This is a genomic window from Rhodococcus sp. PML026 (assembly GCF_000963615.1).
GTDB classification, from domain to species: Bacteria; Actinomycetota; Actinomycetes; order Mycobacteriales; family Mycobacteriaceae; genus Rhodococcoides; species Rhodococcoides fascians.
Genome location: NZ_KQ031365.1, coordinates 91,842 through 110,753, shown reverse-complemented (window position 1 = coordinate 110,753; position 18,912 = coordinate 91,842). Strand labels below are relative to the sequence as shown.

Sequence of the window (18,912 nt, the reverse complement as noted above, 5' to 3'; positions counted from 1 at the left end):
GAAAGTTAGTGCTCATCGGTGACCGGTCCATGGCGATTCGGTGAACACCGAGCGCAACCGGACGCATCGGACACGCTTCCGGTCTGCAAGGGGGACGGACCGGAAGCGACCGACACATCCGACCGTAATCCTCGCGCCGACAACAGGTCGAGTGTCCGCGTCGTAAAAGTCACCGAACTTGTTCGGCGACCCGTTTCTCGATCGTTCGATTCTCCGGGTCGATATGGGTGAAAGCCCCGATGTGCCCACAGGCGTCGGCGACGCAGACTTCTCACCATGACATTCGAGAGCAATTCCCCCAGAGAATTCACCCTGTCCAACTCGCAGAAGATGATCGGAGGCGTCTGCGGCGGTATAGCCGACTACTTCGGTTGGGACGTCAACCTCGTTCGCGTCGCCACCGTCGCCGGTGCAGTGCTCAGCGGTGGCACAGTCGTGCTGATCTACCTGGCGGCCCTGATGCTGATGCCGCGCCGCCCGTGAGCTCCCGCGACCGCGGAAAGGCCCCGCATCCTCGCCGGTGGAGGAACGGGGCCTTGCCGTCGGACTTCGCGGAATGGGGCCTAGCTGGAGCCGAAGCTACCGGTGCTTCCGCCGAGCAGTCCGTCGAGGAGTTCACCGAGACCATCGGTGAGGCCACCGGTGATGGGTCCGGTGATGCCACCGTCTTCGCCGCCGCCGAGGATGGGCAGGAGGCCGGTGAGGAGATCGAGGAGCATGGGTAAGCCTTTCGAAAGACACGTCGTGGCCCGAGTCGGAAGGTGACCAGGCCACAGGAACATAACGTTCCAGACGCGGTCCATTCCATCGTTTCGGACAAAAAGGACCCACCGGCTGTTTCGGGGCTCGAAAGCCGACCCGGTTCTTCGCCGTTCCGGTGATCAGTCCTCGGTTTTCCCGGTGATCAACCAACCGCAGGACGCTGCCAGATCGTCGGCTTCCGTCGGTCCCATCGAGCCCGGCGCATAGTTCTTCACCGCGGGCGGATCGTTCAACAGCGGTGCCGCCACCTCCCACACGTGGGCCAGGCCGTCGGGTCTGGTGAACAGCGATCGGTCCCCGTTCAGTACATCGAGGATCAGACGGGAGTACGGGCTCAACGGCTCCGCGTCGGGCACCGATTTCAGCGGCAACGACAGATGCCCGACGGACAGGTCGAAATCCGGTCCCGGTTCCTTGACCGTCATCGCGATATCGATGCTGCCGTCACCGGACAGGTCGAACGAGAGCACCGCGCCGTCTTCGGGCAGCGTCGACAGTGGACTGTCGGCGGGCTTGCGGAACACCAGCGATACCCGCTGCGCTCCGGCACCGAGCATCTTGCCGGTACGAAGCAGGAACGGCACCCCACGCCAGCGATCGGTATCCACCCACAGCTTCGCGGCCACGAACGTGTCGACCGTCGAATCCTCGGCAACGCCGTCGACGTCGCGGTAGCCGTCGTACTGCCCCAGAACCACCTCGTCGGTGTCGAGTGGACGGAACTGCCCGATCACCGTTTCGCGAGCCGACTGAAGATCCTCGGCCTTCAACGACGCAGGGGGTTCCATGGCCACCTCGGCGGCCACCTGGAACAGATGGGTCACCAGCATGTCCAGTACGGCACCGGTCTCGTCGTAGAACTCGGCGCGGTCGTCGATGTCGAGTGTCTCGGGCACGTCGATCTGCACATGCTCCACGTGCTCGGAGTTCCAGATGCCGCTGATCATGCCGTTGGCGAACCGCAGCACGTGCAGGTTCTGCGTTGCTTCCTTACCGAGGAAATGGTCGATGCGATAGACCTGTTCCTCCTTCACGACCTCGTGCACGGCCTTGTCGAGTTCCTCGAAGTTGTGCTGCGAGGTGCCGAAGGGCTTCTCGTACACCACTCGGGAACCCTCGGCGAGATCGTGTGCACCCAGGGCCTTCGTGTAGTCGACGAACGTGCTCGGCGGCAGCGCGATGTAGTGCACCAGCTGTGCGTCGTCACCGATCTCTTTCCTGGCGTCGGCGACGACGTCGGGGAGCTTGCCGGGATCGTCGACGGTGAAGCCGTTGCCCGCGAATCGGATTCGCTTCGAGAACGCCGACCAATCGTCGTCGGCCACGTTCTCGGCGAACTCGTCGAGCACATCTTTCACGTGGTCGCGGAACTCGTCGTCGGACGAGTCCTTGCGACCGTTGCCGATCAGGATCCATTTCTCCGGCAGCAGGCCTTCGACGTGGAGTTGGTAGAACGACGGCAGAACCATTCGCTTCGCGAGGTCTCCGGTCGCGCCGAACAGGACGAATACAGTGGGTTGCGAGGACGCCATGACCTCCACTATGCACCGCATAGTGCTACCTAGGTGAGAGTGCACGAAGATGACCAGATCACGGTTTCACGGAGAGATCTACGGGGTAGGTACGACGTCGGGAGTGCGCATCGTCGTCGGACACTGGACGCGCTCGCCCCTCGGCGAATTCACCGATGTGATGGTCCAATTCGCGGACGGTCGACGCCTACTCGTGGCCCCGAACGAGGCGGTACGTGAATTCGTCACGGCGACATACTCGTTCGATTCCACCGAGCTGGTACCGGTCACCTTCTCCGACCAGCCCGACGGGTGGCGGTCCGTCGTCGCCGGGGATCTGTCGGTACGCATCCGAGTGGCCGGGCCGACGGTTCTCGGCCGCGCCCTGAGCCTCGTCCCCGACGCCGTGTCCACCGCACCGTGGTTCTGCACGATCAGCGACCCCATCGCCCGAGTGATACTGCGCGGAGTGCGAACTCGCGGCAGCGCCGGCGGAGGCAGGCGCGAATACTACGGAGCCAGGCACCAGCACCGCGTCGTCGACGTCGTCGCATCCTGGCAAGGAGAGGACCTCGGCTCGCTGACGCCCGTCACTCCCCCGGTGACGTTCGGTTTCGGCAGCACCCCCGCGGCACCGTCGGTCACGTCCATCACCACCACGATCGACTCGTAGACCACTGCTGTTTCACACCACTGCTGTCTCACACCACTGCTGCTCCGACTTCGCGGAGTTCGTCGAGAGCTGCTGCGGAGGTCTCGGGAGCGACCCCGGCCACCAGATCGGTGAGAACCCGAACGTCCAGGTGCTGTGCCACTGCATCTTTCGCCGACGCCAGCACGCAGTAATCGGTGGCGAGACCGACGATGTCGACGGCCGTCACCTCGTTGGCGGTCAGGATCTCGGACAGGGATGTTCCGTCCTCGGTGACGCCTTCGAACGCCGAGTACGACGGTCTGCCCTGCCCCTTGTAGACATGCACGTCGACGCTGCCGGTTCGGTAATCCGGGTGATATTCCGCGCCGACCGTTCCCGCGACGCAGTGCACGGGCCACGTGGTGACGAAATCCGGGGCAGCGTCGGTGGCGAAATGTCCACCGTTGTCGCTGTCGCCGTCGTGCCAATCACGTGAGGACACCACGAGATCGTAGTCGTCGCCGCTCCGGGCGAGGTACGCGCTGATCCTGCGCGCCACCTCCCCACCGCCGACCACGGCCAACGCACCACCCTCGGTGAAATCGTTCTGAACATCGACTACCAACAGAGCACGAGTCATGTGTCCCAGTATCCTCGACGGGTGCGCGTGTCGTCTTTGGTGACCTATCCCGTCAAAGGATGTGCCGGTACGGCACTGGACTCGGCCCGGGTGAGCACATCCGGTCTCGAACACGACCGAGCGTTCATGATCGTCGACGCGGACGGCTCGTTCCGCAGCCAACGCACCGATCCCGTACTGGCCGTCGTTCGCTGCTCGGTGGAAAACGGCTCACTGACACTGCGCCACGAGAGCGCAGGGAGCGTCACCGCCGTCGTCGATCGTGATTCCGCGGACCGCGAGGTCACGATGTTCGGCACGCCGCTGCGGGGCATCGACCAGGGCGACGACATCGCCGCCTGGCTCACCGACGTCATCGGCGAGCCCTCACGCCTCGTCGCCGCGCCCCGCGATCACGGCCGCGTCACCGACGGAATCCGTCCCGGCTCGGCCCATTTCGCCGACAGCGCCGCCGTCCACATCCTCTCGACCGCCACGCTGGCCGGTCTGAACTCCCGTCTCGACGCCCCGCTGCCGATCGACCGATTTCGGCCCAACATCGTCGTCGACGGCTCGCAGGACGCTCATGTCGAGGACGAAGTGCGCGACATCTCGATCGGCGACGCACGATTGGCGTACACGAAGCTGGCGATCCGCTGCGCCGTCACCACGGTGGAGCAGAGCACCGGTGTTCGCACCGGACCCGAACCCCTGCGCACTCTCGGAACCTACCGCCGGGCTCGGCAGAAGGGCGTCGCCTTCGGTTCGAAGTTCTCGGTGATCGAGGAAGGAACCATCTCGGTCGGGGACGAACTACGCGTCGAGACCTGGGGCGAGTCGGAGCTGTAACTCGAACGGCATGTGGTTCGCCCACCCGTTTCGAGCTCGCAGCCGAAGGTGCTGTTCTGCACCGAGTTCGACGCGTCGCCGCCCGATGCCGAGTGCGGATGTCGTGCCGCGATAGCGGATGAATGCGGTGAGCTCGTGGCCGCCCGGTGCCAGCTCGTAGGTCGACGGTTCCGACCACGACTGGCGATGCTCCACGCCGTCGATCGTCACGAACGGCCGCGCCAGCGTGCGCACCAAGGACGCGTTCACCCAATGTGGAGCGAACTCGATCTCGATCGTGCTCACGTCACGCCTCCCTGGTGCGCTGAGTGTCCACTATTCGGCTCCGTGGGCGGGATCCCGCCTATGCGAACGAATTGTGGACAACTACGTCAGTGGCTCCAGTGGCAACCAGCGCCGCCAACTGGATGCGCGCCTGCCCGGCCCGGAGTTCGCGGGAGAACACCGCACCGGCGTCGAGCAGATCGTGGCCGCCGCCTCCGCCGCCGTACGTCGGCGAGGTCTCACCGAACGGCACCCGCGTCGTGACGACCACGTGCAGCCCGGCAGCAACGGCCTCTTTCACCGCGTGCACCACCAGAGCGTTGGTGTTACCCGAGCCCAACGCCTCGAGCACGATGCCCGACGCCCCGGCTTCGCGACAGGCATCGATCTGCACCCCGTCCGCGCCCGGGTACAGGGCCACGACGTCCACGCGCACTCCCGCGACGGGCTGCCACCGCAGCGGGTCCGGCCTCGGCACTGCTGCCGACCGAAAGGCGTCGAGTTCGGAAGTGTGCTTCTTGATCGCCCCGCGGGCCGGCAGTACTCGTCCGCCGAACGCGATCAGCACTCCCTGCTCGGACCGCGCCGCCGTCACCGCGGCGGTGATGTTGGCGGGGCCGTCCGGGTCCGGATGATCGGCGGTGCGTTGGGCCCCGGTGAACACCACCGCACGCGCGTCGTCGTGGAACAGGTCGACGTACAACGCCGACTCCTCCATGGTGTCGGTGCCGTGCAACACCACCACTCCGGCGCAGCCGTCCTCGGCCAACGCGTCGACCACGGCAGTGCGAATGGCGTCGAGATCGGCGAGGTCCAGGGCGGAGCTGTCCTTCGACATCACCTCGCGCACCACCACGCCGTCCATGTCGACGCCCACGCCTGCGACCGGCCGAGAAACCCCGTGCTCGTCGCGACTACTGGCGATCGTCCCACCGGTAGTCAACAACGCGACGAACTCAGCACTGTCGGGTCGTTCCGGCAGGCTCCACTCCTCAGTCATTACGGGCGGCTACCTCTCGAATTCTGTTGCGGCACATGTACCATCCGGCGATCAGCATCGGCGCGATGAGCAGGATGGACGCGACGGTCCACGTACCGACGGGTTTGTCGAAGGCCATCAGTACCAGTACACACGCCAGAAAGCCTAGCGTTGCGTAGCCGGTGTACGGGGCACCGAACAACCGGAACGCAGGCCGGGTGACCGCGCCGGTCTTGGACAGAGACCAGAACTTGAGCTGGCACGCCACGATGACGGCCCACGCGCTGATGATGCCGAGCGCAGCGAGGTTCAGCACGATCTCGAACGCCTGCGCCGGGACGACTGCGTTGAGGACGACCCCGAGCAGCGTCACCACCGACGTCAATGCGATGCCGCCGTACGGAACTCCCTGCTTGTTCATGCGGGCCGCGAATTTCGGTGCTGAACCGGCGACCGCCATCGAATGCAGGATGCGACCGGTGGAGTACAGCCCGGCGTTGAGAGACGACAGCGCCGCGGTGAGCACGACGAGGTTCATGATCGCGTCGGCACCCTCGACGTCGATCGCTCCGAAGAACGTGACGAACGGGCTCTCCCCGGCCTGATACGCGGTGTACTGCAGCAACAGCGAGAGCAGCAGCACCGAGCCGACGTAGAAGACGACGATGCGGACGATGACGGTGTTGATCGCCTTGGGGATGACCTTCTCGGGGTTCTGCGTCTCTCCGGCGGCGGTACCGACCAATTCGATGGAGGCATAGGCGAATACGACGCCCTGGATCACGACGATCGCCGGAAGCAGTCCGTTGGGGATGAGACCGCCGTTGTCGGTGAGGACGCTCAGACCCGGAGCCTGACCGTCGATGGGGGTGCCGAAGATGACGTAGTAGGTGCCGATCGCGAGGAACGTCACCAACGCCACGACCTTGATGAGCGCGAACCAGAATTCGAGCTCACCGAACACCTTGACCGACACCAGGTTCAGACCGAGAACCAACACCAGGCCGGCCAGCGCGAACACCCATTGATCCACGTTGCCCAGCGGTGCCCAGTACTTCTTGAAGAAGTTCATGTACAGCGCCACTGCCGTCACGTCCACGACGGCCGTCATCGCCCAGTTCATCCAGTACAACCACCCGGCCGCGAACGCGACCTTCTCACCGAAGAACTCGCGGGAGTACGAGACGAACGATCCGGACGACGGGCGGTGCATCACCAGCTCACCCAGCGCGCGCAGGATCAGGAATGCGAAGAAGCCGCACAGTGCGTAGACCAGAACCAACGCGGGCCCGGCGTCACGCAGTCTTCCGCCGGCACCCATGAACAGGCCGGTGCCGATCGCGCCGCCGATGGCGATCATCTGAATCTGGCGCGGAGCCAGCTCTTTTCGATACCCCAGCTCCTCTTCGCTGAAGGCCTGCTTCTGGGTCGGGTTCTCGGTGCTCATCGCATTACCTCGTCGACGTCTCGGGAGCAACGGAATGCTCGGTGGGAGCCACCCGCAGGTTCGCGAGATGCTCGGGGCTCAGCAATCGATCCAGCTCTTCTCGCGCCAGCAGGCCCTTCTCGAGCACCAGGTCGACGACGTTGCGGCCGGTGACCAGCGCTTCCTGCGCAATGGCCGTCGACTCCACGTACCCGAGGTACGGGCTGAGCGCGGTGACCAGACCGATCGAGTTCTCCACCCGCTCACGCAGCAGATCGACGTTCGCGGTGATGCCGTCGACGCACCGATGCGCGACGGTCCGGCAGGCCGCACTCAGATGCGCCATACCGTCGGACAGGGATTTGACGATGATCGGCTCGAAAGCGTTGAGCTGCAACTGCCCTGCCTCGGCGGCCATCGTGATGGTGACGTCGTGACCGATCACCTCGTAGGCAACCTGATTGAGAACCTCGGGAATGACGGGGTTGACCTTGCCGGGCATGATCGACGAACCCGCCTGCATCGGAGGCAGATTGATCTCGTTGAAGCCCGCGCGCGGCCCGGAGGACAGCAACCGGAGATCGTTGCAGATCTTCGACAGTTTCACTGCGACGCGCTTGAGCACACCCGACAGGTGCACGAACTGACCGACGTCCTGCGTTGCCTCGATGAGGTCCGTTGCGGTGACCAACGGCAGGCCGGTGATGGTGCGCAGGTGCGCGACGGCCGACTCGGTGTATCCGGCAGGAGCATTGAGCCCGGTGCCGATGGCCGTGGCCCCGAGGTTGATCTCGTGCACCAGCAGCGCGGCTTCCTCGAGCCGGGAGCAGTCCTCGTCGATCATGATCGCGTAGGTGCCGAACTCCTGACCGAGTGTCATCGGCACCGCGTCCTGCAGCTGGGTGCGGCCCATCTTGACGACGGTGGCGAACTCGCTTGCTTTGCGGGAGAACGAATCTCGCAGGACCTTCATCGATGCGATCAGCTCGTGCACCGCGAAGATGGTCGCGATGTTCACCGACGTCGGATACACGTCGTTGGTGGACTGCGAGGCGTTCACATGCTCGTTGGGGTGCAGCATCGAGTAGTCACCGTGCGCGTGGCCGAGGATTTCCAGGGCACGATTGGCGATGACCTCGTTGGCGTTCATGTTGGTCGACGTCCCCGCGCCGCCCTGAATGACGTCGACGACGAACTGCTCGTGCCACTGGCCGTCGAGAATCTCCTGGCACGCGGCCCGGATCGCTTCCCCGCGGGTGGCGTCGAGGATTCCGAGGTCCTGATTGGCCGCCGCGGCCGCCCACTTCACGGCTGCGAGCCCGCGGACGAGGTGGGCGTTGGTGGAGATCGGCCGCCCCGTGATGGGAAAGTTCTCCAGCGCGCGCAGGGTATGGATTCCCCAGTAGACGGTCATCGGAATCTCGCGTTCGCCGAGAAGGTCTTTCTCGATGCGGGTATCGGCCACGGTGGGTGCGCTCCTTCAAGGGGTGTCCAGCTGTCCGGCTGTCTGACAGGTAGAGTGTGGCGTAGAACACCTCGTCGGTCAACCCCGGGATAGGATCACTACATGAACCTGTCGGACAGCTGGGCAGTCAGTGCGCCCACCAATGCCCGCATGAGCGCCGCCGAGGCAGTCTTCGCCGACCTGCGTGCCGCGATCTCGTCGGGAAAGCTCCCCGTCGGGCAGAAGCTCCCGTCCGAGGCGGCGCTGGCCGCGAGGCACAGCGTCAGTCGTTCCGTCATCCGCGAGGCTCTGCGCTCGTGCCACGCGCTCGGTCTGACCGAAACCAAGACGGGCCTCGGCACCTTCGTCGTCCGCGATCGAGTGGGTGGCGACCTCGACATCGGCAATTACGAGGCCCGTGAACTCATGGAGGCCCGACCCCACGTCGAGGTACCCGCAGCCGGGTGGGCGGCCGAACGACGTACCGCCGACGAGTTGGCGGTGCTCTCCGGCCTCGCCGACGAGATGCGTTCCGAGGACGACCACGAGGCCTGGGTCCTGTTGGACGCGCAGTTCCACACCGCCATCGCGCGGGCCAGCAGAAACCGCGTGTTCGAGTCGATCGTCGTCGACATCCGGGACGCCTTGACGCGGCAGTCCGAAACGTTGAACCTCGTCGCCCACCGGCAGCAGCAGTCCAACGTCGAGCACGACGCCATCGTCGCCGGTATCCGATCCGGCGAGTACGACGCAGCAGCCCGCGCCATGACCGCCCACCTCGATGCCGTCCGTGGTGCAGTGGAGTCGCTCGCCGATCGGCCCAGCTGACCGTACGACTAAGCTGCGGGCCGTGACGAAGGTATTGAACTCTCTCCCGGTCGGTGAACGAATCGGCATTGCATTCTCCGGTGGTCTCGACACCTCGGTGGCGGTGGCGTGGATGCGCGAGCACGGCGCGATCCCGTTTGCCTACACCGCCGACATCGGCCAGTACGACGAGCCGGATCTGTCCGACGTACCCGCCCGCGGCCTTGCGTACGGCGCCGAGCAGGCCCGGCTGATCGACTGCCGCGAACCGCTGGTCGAGGAAGGCCTCGCGGCACTGACCTGCGGCGCGTTCCACATCCGATCGTCGCTGCAGACGTACTTCAACACCACTCCCCTCGGCCGCGCGGTGACCGGCACGCTGCTGGTGCGCGCGATGCAGGAGGACGGCGTCTCGATCTGGGGCGACGGCTCGACGTACAAGGGCAACGACATCGAGCGGTTCTACCGCTACGGCCTGCTCGCCAACCCCGAGTTGCGCATCTACAAGCCGTGGCTCGACGAGGCATTCGTCGCCGAGCTCGGCGGCAGGCACGAGATGTCGCAGTGGCTCACCCAGCGCACCCTCCCCTACCGTGACTCGGCCGAGAAGGCGTACTCCACCGACGCCAACATCTGGGGTGCCACCCACGAGGCGAAGCGTCTCGAATACCTCGACACGTCCCTCGAGATCGTCTCGCCCATCATGGGTGTCCGCTTCTGGGATCCCGAGGTCGAGATCGCAGCCGAGGACGTCACCGTCGACTTCGAGCGTGGCCGGCCCGTTCGGATCAACGGCAAGTCCTTCGACAGTGCCGTCGACCTGGTGATGGAAGCCAACGCCATCGGCGGACGCCACGGGCTCGGCATGTCCGACCAGATCGAGAACCGGATCATCGAGGCCAAGAGTCGCGGCATCTACGAGGCCCCGGGCATGGCACTGCTGCACATCACGTACGAGCGGCTCGTCAACGCCGTCCACAACGAGGACACCATCGCCTCGTACCACAACGAGGGCCGCCGACTCGGACGCCTGCTCTACGAGGGCCGCTGGTTCGATCCGCAGGCACTCATGCTGCGCGAGGGCCTGCAGCGCTGGGTCGGCAACGTCGTGACCGGCAGCGTGACGGTTCGCCTGCGCCGCGGTCAGGACTTCACCATCGTCGATACCCAGGGCAGCAACTTCAGCTACCACCCCGAGAAACTGTCGATGGAACGCAGCCAGGGCCAGGCCTTCTTCCCCGGCGACCGCATCGGCCAGTTGACCATGCGCAACCTCGACATCGCGGATTCGCGCAGCAAACTCGAGCAGTACGCCGCCCAGGATCAGCTGACCGCCTGGGGCGACCTGATCGGCGAACTCGCCCCCGGTGGAGCCGACGCCATCGCCGCCAGCAGCGCCGAGAACTCCGTGGACTCCGCCGCCCTCGACCACGCCGCAATCGAGTCCGGCACCGACTGACTTCTGGCTGCCGAACTCGAAGTTATGGACGGATTTCTGCCGATTTCCGTCCATAACTTCGAGTTCGGCTACTCCTCGGGCTCCGTCAGGCCCTGGTGCTCGTCGCGCTCCGCCCATTCGAGTAGCTCGTCGATAGCGAACACCGCGTCGTCGATACCCGCATGTAGGTCGCCCAGTTCGGCGTATCTGGCCGGTACGGTGAAAATCGTGAACTCGCGTGGATCGACGTCAGGCACCTCGGCCCACGAAATGGGTGTCGACACAGTCGCCCTCGGGTTTCCCCGCACCGAATACGCGCTGGCGATCGTGTGGTCGCGGGCATTCTGGTTGTAATCGACGAACAACTTCGACGGGTCGCGATCCTTGCGCCACCACGTCGTCGTCACGTCCTCGGGTGCGCGGCGCTCCACCTCCCGAGCGAATGCCAGTGCGCCCCTTCGCAAGTCCTTGAAGCCGTGGGCGGGGTCGATGCGAACGTAGATGTGCAGGCCGTGACCGCCCGAGGTCTTGGGCCAGCCGACTGCGCCGAGGTCATCGAGCACGTCCTGCACGACACCGGCGACGCGTTGCACCCGATCGAAGGGGCAGTCGGGCATCGGATCGAGGTCGATGCGCCATTCGTCGGGCATCTCGACGTCGGCGCGGCGCGAGTTCCACGGATGGAACTCCACCGTCGACATCTGCACCGCCCACGCGACGTGCGCCAATTCGGTCACGCACAGCTCGTCCGCGGTGCGGTTGTAGCGGGGAAACGTCACCTCGACGGTCTCCAACCACGGCGGGGCTCCGTGCGGCACCCGCTTCTGGTGCACCTTCTCGCCGGCGAGGCCCTTGGGGAACCGGTGCATCATGCACGGCCGCTCCCGCAACGCGCGGACGATGCCGTCGCCGACGCTCAGGTAGTAGTTCACCAGGTCCAGCTTCGTGGCACCGCTCTCGGGGAAATACACCCGATCGGGGTTGGAGATGCGCACCGTGCGCGTACCCACCTCGAGTTCTATTGCCGGAGATGCCATACCAGCGACACTAGATGTACCCGCGGCCGCGCGCGCTCGGAAGTCGGAGTTTTTCTCGCAGGTCCACCGAAGCTACGTGTGGGAACGCAGCGTGATGCCGTAGCGGTCTCGCTTGCGGTAGATCGTGGCCCGACTCATTCCCAGTTCCTCGCCCGCCTGGTTCATCGTGATGCCGGGCCGGCTGAGTACTCGAATCATCTCGTCGCGCTCGAACGTCTCGATTCGTGTCAGACGTTGCGTGGTGCGCGAAAGCACTTCGGGCGGGAGATGATTGACGCCGACGACGTCGGCGCGGACCGCCGCCTCGTGCATCACCGTCGCCAACTCGGTGACGTTTCCCGGCCACGAATACCCGACGAGGGCTCGTTCGGCGTCTCCGGTCAGGCTGACCTCGCGTCCACGCGCCCGCAATGCCAGATGCCGAGCGAGCGGAGCGATGTCCTCGGGCCGATCGCGCAGCGGCGGGACCTCGACGACCGAACGCACCAGCTGCGCCAGGGCAGCGGGAACAGCGTCGTAATCGGAGGCCGTCAGGGTGACGGGCACGCCGTCACCGACGCGAGAGATCAGTTCCGCCAACGCGTCCGCCCCTCGCGCCGGCAGCCGGTCCACGTCGCGGACGATGACTGCGGTGTCCGGCTTGGGTAGCTCGGGCGTCCACAGGTCCAGCCAGGCGTCGACGTCGCGTGCCGCCGGGACTCCGGCACTCAGAATTCGACCCCGTGGGCGGATGGTACGCAGCGCTCGGGCCAGAATCGTGGCACGTCCGGTTCCCGGTTCTCCCACCAGCAGGACCGAATCATGTTGGCTGAGAGCTGTTTCGGAGGACGCGAGAGCCTGATTCCACCGCGTCGACAGCGTCGAGACGCTGCCCGCACCCGGCCGACCCGACGACGCTTCGACGCGGAAGACCGTCCCACGTGGTGCCGGACGCGCGTGCTGTCCCTGCGCTCGCGCGAGCATCATCGCCGCGGTGTTCCCTGCCGCCGACTGAGCAAGGGCCAGCAGCAGATCCGTCGACGACTCCGACCACGTGGTGAGGTTGACGCAGCCCTCCACGGTGCCCGTCATCGGGTTCAGCACCGGTGCCGCGGCGCAGGTGTATCCGGTGAGCGAGAGCGAGTAATGCTCGGAGGCGCGCACCACTGCCGGAATTCGATCGGCGAGCGCGAGGGCGAGGCCGTTGGTGCCCGCCTGGTTCTCGCCGTACGAGAAGCCGGGGGCCAGATGCACACGGTCGAGCGCTGCCAACAGCTCACGGTCCGCGCTCACTCGATCGAGCACCAGACCGTCGGCGTCGGTCAACATCATCGACACCGGCTCGTTCGCCAACGTGTCGCGCAGTCCGTCGAGCACCTCACGCCCACATCGGTAGAACAGTGATTCGCCGTCGTAGGTGCCCGAAAATGCTGGTACGACGTCTTCGAGTGGCACTCCGAATTCCTGGCTTCGGTGCCACGATGCGAGCAACCGATGCGACACGGCAGCGAGGGGCTCCGAGTGCAAGCGGGCTCGTACGAGACCCTCGGGATCTGCCATGTGATTCAGGTTACATTCGCTGGTCACCATGGATCCGAAACCAGCGTCTCGAATTGAGACATCGCGCTACTTCGTCGAGCCTTCGCCGCGCCTACCGTCATCCACAGATCGCTTGTGACAGACGTCACGCACAGTCTCTGGAGGTCAGCCATGTACAGCAAGAACGGCGAGAACTACTTCATCGTGGACGCCCACGTCGCGCTCTGGGATGCGCGGCAGGAGAACCAACGCAACATCCACGGCAAGCAGTTCATCGACTGCTTCTACGACTACCACCGCAATCTCTCCCCCGAGAGCGAGCTGTGGAGTTACGAGGAGTACCTCTACCAGGGCGGCGATCGGTTGATGCGCGACCTGTTCGAGATCGGATACGTCGACCACGCCATCTTCCAGCCCGCTCACCTGGGCGAGTTCTACCACCGCGGGTTCGGCCAGACCGACGAGGCATCGGCGCTCGCTGCAGCTCACCCGGACAAGCTGACCTACAACCATCACTTCGACCCACGCAACGGCGAACGTGGCCTGGACCAGCTGCGTGCGGACGCAGAACGCTTCGGGCTCAAGGGCGTCAAGCTCTACACCGCCGACTGGCACGGCGATTCTCGCGGCTACAAGCTCGACGACGACTGGACCCGGCGTTACCTCGAGGTGTGCCGCGAGGTCGGCATCAAGAACATCCACGTGCACAAGGGACCCACCATCCGTCCGCTCGATCGCGATGCGTTCGACGTCGCAGACGTCGACCACGTGGCCACCGACTTCACCGATCTGAACTTCGTCGTCGAACACTGCGGACTGCCGCGCCTGGAGGACTTCTGCTGGATCGCCACCCAGGAGCCCAACGTGTACGCCGGCCTCGCGGTGGCCATCCCGTTCATGCACACGCGGCCGAAGTACTTCGGTCAGATCATGGGCGAACTGCTCTACTGGCTCGGCGAGGACCGCATCTTCTTCTCCTCGGACTACGCGCTGTGGACGCCCAAGTGGTTGGTCGAAGGGTTCGTCGACTTCCAGATCCACGAGTCCCTCGACGAATACGCACCGATCACGCTCGAACAGAAGAAGAAGGTGCTCGGACTGAACGCCGCCAAGCTCTACGACATCCCGGTGCCGGCCGAACTGCAGTTGCCCGACGCGAACGAGACCGAGACCGGACCGCGTCAGCCCGAGCGCGCCGACCTTGCGGCGGTGTGACGTGACGACTGCTGTGACCACCAGGAAGGACGAGGCGTACACCGCGCTCGGCGTCGTCCTGGATCCCGAATTGGACGAGCCCATCACCGATCTCGGGTTCGTCCGGTCGCTCGAGGTCGACGAGGGCACTGTGCACGTTCATCTTCGACTGCCGACGTCGTTCTGTTCGCCGAATTTCGCGTATCTGATGGCGGGAGACTCCAAGGACGTGTTGACGGCGTTGCCGTGGACCGAGCACGTTCTCGTCGAACTGGACGATCACCACGACTCGGACAAGATCAATGCCGGCCTCGCCGCCGACGCGGGATATCGGGGCACCTTCGGGCACGAGGCCGAAGAGGACCTCGACGAACTACGAGCGACGTTCCGCCGCAAGGCGTACGTGGCGGCGATGGAACGGTCGCTCATGGCGTGGTTGCGCGCCAATCCCGACTCGACCGAGAACGACCTGGCCGCAGTGGTTCTCGCAGACCTACCGGATGATCGCACCTCGACCGCGCTGCTTCGCCGACGCGAGGCTCTCGGCCTGCGGACCGATCCGGCGGCACCGGCATTGGTCGATCATGCGGGTCGTCCACACACCGGCGACCTGACGATGGTGATGCGACGCGCCCGCGCCACCCGCGTTTCGATCGACGGTAATGCGCACTTCTGCCGCGGATTGCTGCAGACCCGCTACCCCGGCGCAGAGGAACAGCAAGTCCCTCGCGAAGAGGGCGCGTTCGTTCCTCTCACCACTCTCACTGTCCCCCTCCGCACTACACAGGAGCATGTTTCATGAGTTCGATGCGCGCCGTCCAGGTCGTCGGATATCACAAGAATCTGGAGATGACCGAGGTTCCGATTCCGGAAGTACAGGGTCCACTCGACGTCATCGTCAGGATCGGCGGTGCCGGCGTGTGCCGTACCGATCTGCACATCCTCGAGGGCCAGTGGGCCGAGAAGTCGGGCGTCACACTGCCTTACACGATCGGCCACGAGAACGCCGGGTGGGTCCACGCCGTCGGCTCGGCCGTCACCAACGTCCGCGAGGGCGACAAGGTGATTCTGCATCCACTCGTCACGTGCGGGTTGTGCCGGGCGTGCCGCTCGGGCGACGACGTCCACTGCGAGACGAGCGATTTCCCGGGTATCGACACCAACGGTGGATACGCCGACTATCTGCGGACCAATGCGCGAACCGTCGTCAAGATCGATGATTCACTCGAACCGTCCGCAGTCGCCGCACTTGCCGATGCCGGCCTGACGGCGTATCACGCGGCCGCGAAGGCGGCCCGGCGTCTGACTCCCCGCGACAAGTGCGTCGTCATCGGAGCAGGCGGCCTCGGCCACATCGGCATTCAGGTACTCGAGGCACTGTCGCCCGCCGAGCTGATCGTCATCGACCGCAATGCCGACGCCGTCAAACTGGCGCTCACCTTGGGGGCCGATCATGCGGTGGTCGCCGACGGCAGTCAGGTCGATCAGGTCATGGAACTCACCGGCGGCTTCGGAGCCGAGGTGGTACTCGACTTCGTCGGCGAGAACGGTTCCACCGCAGAGGGATTGGCCATGACGAGGCGGGCCGGTGACTATCACGTCATCGGGTACGGAGAGAACGTCGACGTGCCGACCATCGACCTGGTGTCGGCGGAGAAGAACATCGTCGGCAATCTCGTCGGGTCCTACAACGACCTGTGCGACTTGATGTCCCTCGCCGCCCGCGGTGCCGTCAACCTGCACACGCAGACATACGCACTGGACGACTTCCAGAGCGCCATCGACGACCTCGACAACGGACGAGTTCGCGGCCGCGCGATTCTCGTACCCTGAAATCGGGTAGTACCCACCAGCACCATTCCAACTACGAGGAGCAACGTTGATCTTCATCACCGCCAAGTTCAAGGTCAAGCCCGAGCACGCCGACAACTGGCCCGAGATCTCGCGCGATTTCACCGAAGCCTGCCAGGCCGAGGAAGGTTGCCTCTGGTACTTCTGGTCGCGCACCCTCGACGACCCCACCGAGTACGTCCTCGTGGAGGCATTCAAGGACCCGGATGCCGGTGCCGCCCATGTGAATTCGGATCACTTCAAGCAGGCCCAGAAGGATCTTCCGCCGTACCTGGTGGAGACGCCGAAGATCATCAGCCAGGAAGTCGACGGCACCGACTGGAACGAACTGGGCGAACTCGCGGTCGACTAGGTCCTTTCGCGATCCCGGATCACCTGGCCGAGTGTCATGACGGCGTCGGCGAACTGCCCCGGCAACTCCTGGGGCGGGTTGTGGCCGCACTCGACCTGACGAACATCGATCAGATCGGTGAAGTGCGCCGTGTGGTCTGTGCGGCCATACAACGAGGCGACGGTGTCCTCGGTCGGATCGATCACGACCGTGGGCACCGTGATCGCCGGTTGCCGTGTCAGCAACTCCTGCGTCGCGGCGTAAGCGACGTCCCCCGCCTCGATGCCGTATCGGTGCCGATAGGAATGCACGGACACGTCCACGAAATCGGGGTTGTCGAACGAGGGCGCGGTGGCCGTGAATTCGGAGTCCCCGAACCTCCATGTCGGCGACCAATCCGTCCACAGAGTCTGCGCGATCTCGGCGCGGTAGGCCGCGAGCCCGGCCCGGCCGCGCTCGGAGTGCAGGTAGTACTGATACCAATACCGCTTCTCGAGGTGCGGCAGCACGGGCGTGGTCACAGCCGCCTCGATGTCCTGCACGAGGTACCCGGACACGCTCACCAGACCGGACACCAATTCCGGCCACAGCGCGGCGACGACGCACGCCGCTCGGCCACCCCAGTCGTAGCCGGCGACGATGGGGTCGTTCAGCTCCAGGGCGATAGTCAGCTCGCGGAGGTCGTGGCCGATCGCAGCCTGTTCACCCGAGCGCATCGTGCCGGCGTCGACGAAGCGAGTCGGTCCGAAGCCGCGCAGGTAGGGCACCACCACGTCGTAGCCGGACTGAGCGAGCAGCCGGGCGACGTCGTCGTAACTGCGCGGGTCGTACGGAAACCCGTGCATCAGCACCACCGATCGACCCGACGGATCACCGACGCGGTCGTACGCAACCTCCAGCACCCCTGCGCGAATCATCATGGGTCCATGCTCGCATTGCCGGGCTGAGGGTCATCTGCTCAACACGTCCTGCATGCCGGGAGCGAGAACATCCGAGAGGTCGGTCCAGGGGATCGTGATCGTGACGAGGCCGATGCCGTAGGACCCCACCTGGTAGTCACCGAAGTGAATGTTCATACCTTCCGGCGATGCCGTCCAGTTCCCGAAGTTGGCCACCGTCGGTTCGATGCCCGAGCGCTCGAAGCTGCCGCCCGCGCGGGTGGACGGGAGAATTGCCGCTGCTCGATCGGACAGTCGAGACAGGCCCACATCGAGGTCGGTGAAGGCATCACCGAGAGTGATCGGCTGTGCGGTATCGGCGTCGATCGTCACGGTCGCAAGCAGTGAATTACCGTGCGCTCCGGGCGGTACGGCGATCCAACTCGTGATCTGTTCGGCACTGATCACGCGCCGCCCGACATAGGTCGTACCCGTCGAGTAGCCGTCGCTGAGAGCGAAGTCGTTCCCGTAATCGCGGTCGATCTGATCCTGCAACGCCGCGCGCATCGACTCGTTGAATTCGGCTGTCACGGCCGGATTGCCGCCGCTCAGCTGTGGAATCGCGACGTCGTAGGTCGCACGCGCTGTCGATCCGGTGATGCGCGTACTGCCGACGACGTACGGCTCGGCGGCACTCGAGGTAGTGGTCGGCGTTGTAGACGTCGGCTCGGCGCGCTCGGTGGTGGCGGTGACATCGGTTGTGGTCGGTGCCGATACGGGCGTGGCAGTTCCGGAGGTGGAGCAGCCCGCGAGGGCCGCTGCCAGAGCGAGTGCGACCGTCATCGAGCGGATTCGCGTCATGCCCCACACTAACCACCGAACAGCCGACAACTCCGCTGCTGGCGTCGAACCTCCCGGGTCTCCGACCGGCCCACGTTCGGAAAGGGAGTTCGATGAAAACAATGAGCATCATCACCAACCTGCGGGTTCCGGACGTCGACGAGGCCAAATCGTTCTACACCGAGTTCCTCGGTCTGAAATCCGAGGAGTTCGATATGGGGTGGGTCGCGCGGCTGTCGTCACCCGACCGCCCGGTCAGCGTTCAGCTGGTGACGAGCGATCGGAGCGCACCCGAGGATTCGGTGATGTCGGTGCACACCGACGATGTCGATGGCGCGTACGCCGAAGCGCAGAAACTGGGCTACGAGATCGTGCACCCATTGACGACCGAGCCGTGGGGTGTGCGCCGCTTCTTCGTTCGCGCTCCCGACGGCAACGTCGTCAACATCGCGTATCACCGGGACTGACTACAGCACACGAAAAAGCCCGACCCCCTCGAAAGGGAGTCGGGCTTTTTCAGCGAGGGGCTG

At 65.0% G+C, this 18,912-nt stretch carries 21 protein-coding genes; 10 read left to right on the top strand and 11 right to left on the bottom strand.

Features of this window, described 5'->3' with window-relative positions:
* Positions 1–276 precede the first annotated feature (276 nt).
* Positions 277–483 (top strand): PspC domain-containing protein, encoded by a 207-nt coding sequence (locus VF34_RS00565; protein WP_027498428.1) that lies wholly within the window; start codon positions 277–279, stop codon positions 481–483.
* An 80-nt stretch (positions 484–563) separates the two neighbouring features.
* Here VF34_RS00565 and VF34_RS24820 read toward each other — a convergent pair whose 3' ends face one another.
* Both VF34_RS24820 and VF34_RS00560 read right to left on the bottom strand, forming a co-directional pair.
* Positions 564–719, bottom strand: a complete 156-nt coding sequence (locus VF34_RS24820) for a hypothetical protein (RefSeq protein WP_155288427.1) — start codon at positions 717–719, stop codon at positions 564–566.
* A gap of 162 nt (positions 720–881) precedes the next feature.
* Entirely contained in the window at positions 882–2,294 is a 1,413-nt protein-coding gene (locus VF34_RS00560; protein WP_032399594.1) for a glucose-6-phosphate dehydrogenase, read from the bottom strand.
* A 49-nt stretch (positions 2,295–2,343) separates the two neighbouring features.
* Here VF34_RS00560 and VF34_RS00555 point away from each other — a divergent pair, with 49 nt between their 5' ends.
* Entirely contained in the window at positions 2,344–2,946 is a 603-nt protein-coding gene (locus VF34_RS00555; RefSeq protein WP_032381215.1) for a hypothetical protein, read from the top strand.
* A gap of 28 nt (positions 2,947–2,974) precedes the next feature.
* On the opposite strand, the gene VF34_RS00550 is transcribed toward VF34_RS00555, so the two are convergent.
* Positions 2,975–3,547, bottom strand: coding sequence for an isochorismatase family protein (locus VF34_RS00550; protein WP_032365156.1), 573 nt, complete (start codon positions 3,545–3,547; stop codon positions 2,975–2,977).
* 21 nt (positions 3,548–3,568) lie between these two features.
* Here VF34_RS00550 and VF34_RS00545 point away from each other — a divergent pair, with 21 nt between their 5' ends.
* Positions 3,569–4,375, top strand: a complete 807-nt coding sequence (locus VF34_RS00545; RefSeq protein ID WP_082079115.1) for an MOSC domain-containing protein — start codon at positions 3,569–3,571, stop codon at positions 4,373–4,375.
* Here VF34_RS00545 and VF34_RS00540 read toward each other — a convergent pair.
* Genes VF34_RS00540 through aspA form a run of 4 tightly spaced genes read right to left on the bottom strand, consistent with a single transcriptional unit; the run spans position 4,340 to position 8,509 of the window.
* The gene (locus VF34_RS00540) at positions 4,340–4,660 is read right to left on the bottom strand and encodes a hypothetical protein (RefSeq protein WP_027498433.1); all 321 of its coding nucleotides are present in this window, start codon (positions 4,658–4,660) and stop codon (positions 4,340–4,342) included. The two genes, VF34_RS00545 and VF34_RS00540, sit on opposite strands and share 36 nt — an antisense overlap.
* Positions 4,661–4,718: 58 nt before the next feature.
* Entirely contained in the window at positions 4,719–5,639 is a 921-nt protein-coding gene (locus VF34_RS00535; RefSeq protein WP_045840628.1) for an asparaginase, read from the bottom strand.
* The gene (locus VF34_RS00530; RefSeq protein ID WP_032373711.1) at positions 5,632–7,065 is read right to left on the bottom strand and encodes an amino acid permease; all 1,434 of its coding nucleotides are present in this window, start codon (positions 7,063–7,065) and stop codon (positions 5,632–5,634) included. The genes VF34_RS00535 and VF34_RS00530 overlap by 8 nt, the downstream gene beginning before the upstream one ends.
* Before the next feature lie 4 nt (positions 7,066–7,069).
* Positions 7,070–8,509 (bottom strand): aspartate ammonia-lyase, encoded by a 1,440-nt coding sequence (aspA, locus tag VF34_RS00525; RefSeq protein ID WP_027498436.1) that lies wholly within the window; start codon positions 8,507–8,509, stop codon positions 7,070–7,072.
* Positions 8,510–8,611: 102 nt separating this feature from the next.
* Between aspA and VF34_RS00520 the strand changes: the two genes are divergently transcribed.
* Together VF34_RS00520 and argG are read left to right on the top strand one after the other, a co-directional pair.
* Entirely contained in the window at positions 8,612–9,316 is a 705-nt protein-coding gene (locus tag VF34_RS00520) for a FadR/GntR family transcriptional regulator (protein WP_027498437.1), read from the top strand.
* Positions 9,317–9,338: 22 nt separating this feature from the next.
* On the top strand, positions 9,339–10,754 hold the full coding sequence (argG, locus tag VF34_RS00515; protein WP_032373710.1) for an argininosuccinate synthase: 1,416 nt from the start codon (positions 9,339–9,341) through the stop codon (positions 10,752–10,754).
* A gap of 68 nt (positions 10,755–10,822) precedes the next feature.
* Here the strand turns inward: argG and ligD are convergent, their stop codons facing one another.
* Together ligD and VF34_RS00505 are read right to left on the bottom strand one after the other, a co-directional pair.
* Positions 10,823–11,770 (bottom strand): non-homologous end-joining DNA ligase, encoded by a 948-nt coding sequence (gene ligD / locus VF34_RS00510; protein ID WP_032373709.1) that lies wholly within the window; start codon positions 11,768–11,770, stop codon positions 10,823–10,825.
* 72 nt (positions 11,771–11,842) lie between these two features.
* Positions 11,843–13,309, bottom strand: a complete 1,467-nt coding sequence (locus tag VF34_RS00505) for an AAA-type ATPase lid domain-containing protein (protein WP_045840667.1) — start codon at positions 13,307–13,309, stop codon at positions 11,843–11,845.
* Positions 13,310–13,459: 150 nt separating this feature from the next.
* Here VF34_RS00505 and VF34_RS00500 point away from each other — a divergent pair, with 150 nt between their 5' ends.
* From VF34_RS00500 to VF34_RS00485, 4 genes are read left to right on the top strand one after another with little or no spacing between them, the layout of a single operon-like run.
* Positions 13,460–14,503, top strand: coding sequence for an amidohydrolase family protein (locus tag VF34_RS00500; RefSeq protein ID WP_032365152.1), 1,044 nt, complete (start codon positions 13,460–13,462; stop codon positions 14,501–14,503).
* Position 14,504: 1 nt separating this feature from the next.
* Positions 14,505–15,284, top strand: a complete 780-nt coding sequence (locus VF34_RS00495; RefSeq protein WP_052062957.1) for an iron-sulfur cluster assembly protein — start codon at positions 14,505–14,507, stop codon at positions 15,282–15,284.
* Positions 15,285–15,289: 5 nt separating this feature from the next.
* Complete coding sequence (locus tag VF34_RS00490) at positions 15,290–16,315, top strand: NAD(P)-dependent alcohol dehydrogenase (protein ID WP_027498442.1); 1,026 nt, start codon at positions 15,290–15,292, stop codon at positions 16,313–16,315.
* Positions 16,316–16,361: 46 nt separating this feature from the next.
* Positions 16,362–16,685 carry a putative quinol monooxygenase gene (locus VF34_RS00485; RefSeq protein ID WP_032365151.1) on the top strand — a complete coding sequence of 108 codons (324 nt, stop codon included), beginning with the start codon at positions 16,362–16,364 and terminating at the stop codon, positions 16,683–16,685.
* Here the strand turns inward: VF34_RS00485 and VF34_RS00480 are convergent.
* Both VF34_RS00480 and VF34_RS00475 read right to left on the bottom strand, forming a co-directional pair.
* Complete coding sequence (locus VF34_RS00480; protein WP_032373708.1) at positions 16,682–17,584, bottom strand: alpha/beta fold hydrolase; 903 nt, start codon at positions 17,582–17,584, stop codon at positions 16,682–16,684. The two genes, VF34_RS00485 and VF34_RS00480, sit on opposite strands and share 4 nt — an antisense overlap.
* 30 nt (positions 17,585–17,614) lie before the next feature.
* Positions 17,615–18,403 (bottom strand): RsiV family protein, encoded by a 789-nt coding sequence (locus VF34_RS00475; protein ID WP_032373707.1) that lies wholly within the window; start codon positions 18,401–18,403, stop codon positions 17,615–17,617.
* A 92-nt stretch (positions 18,404–18,495) separates the two neighbouring features.
* Here VF34_RS00475 and VF34_RS00470 point away from each other — a divergent pair, with 92 nt between their 5' ends.
* Positions 18,496–18,849 carry a VOC family protein gene (locus VF34_RS00470; protein ID WP_027498446.1) on the top strand — a complete coding sequence of 118 codons (354 nt, stop codon included), beginning with the start codon at positions 18,496–18,498 and terminating at the stop codon, positions 18,847–18,849.
* Positions 18,850–18,912 lie beyond the last annotated feature (63 nt).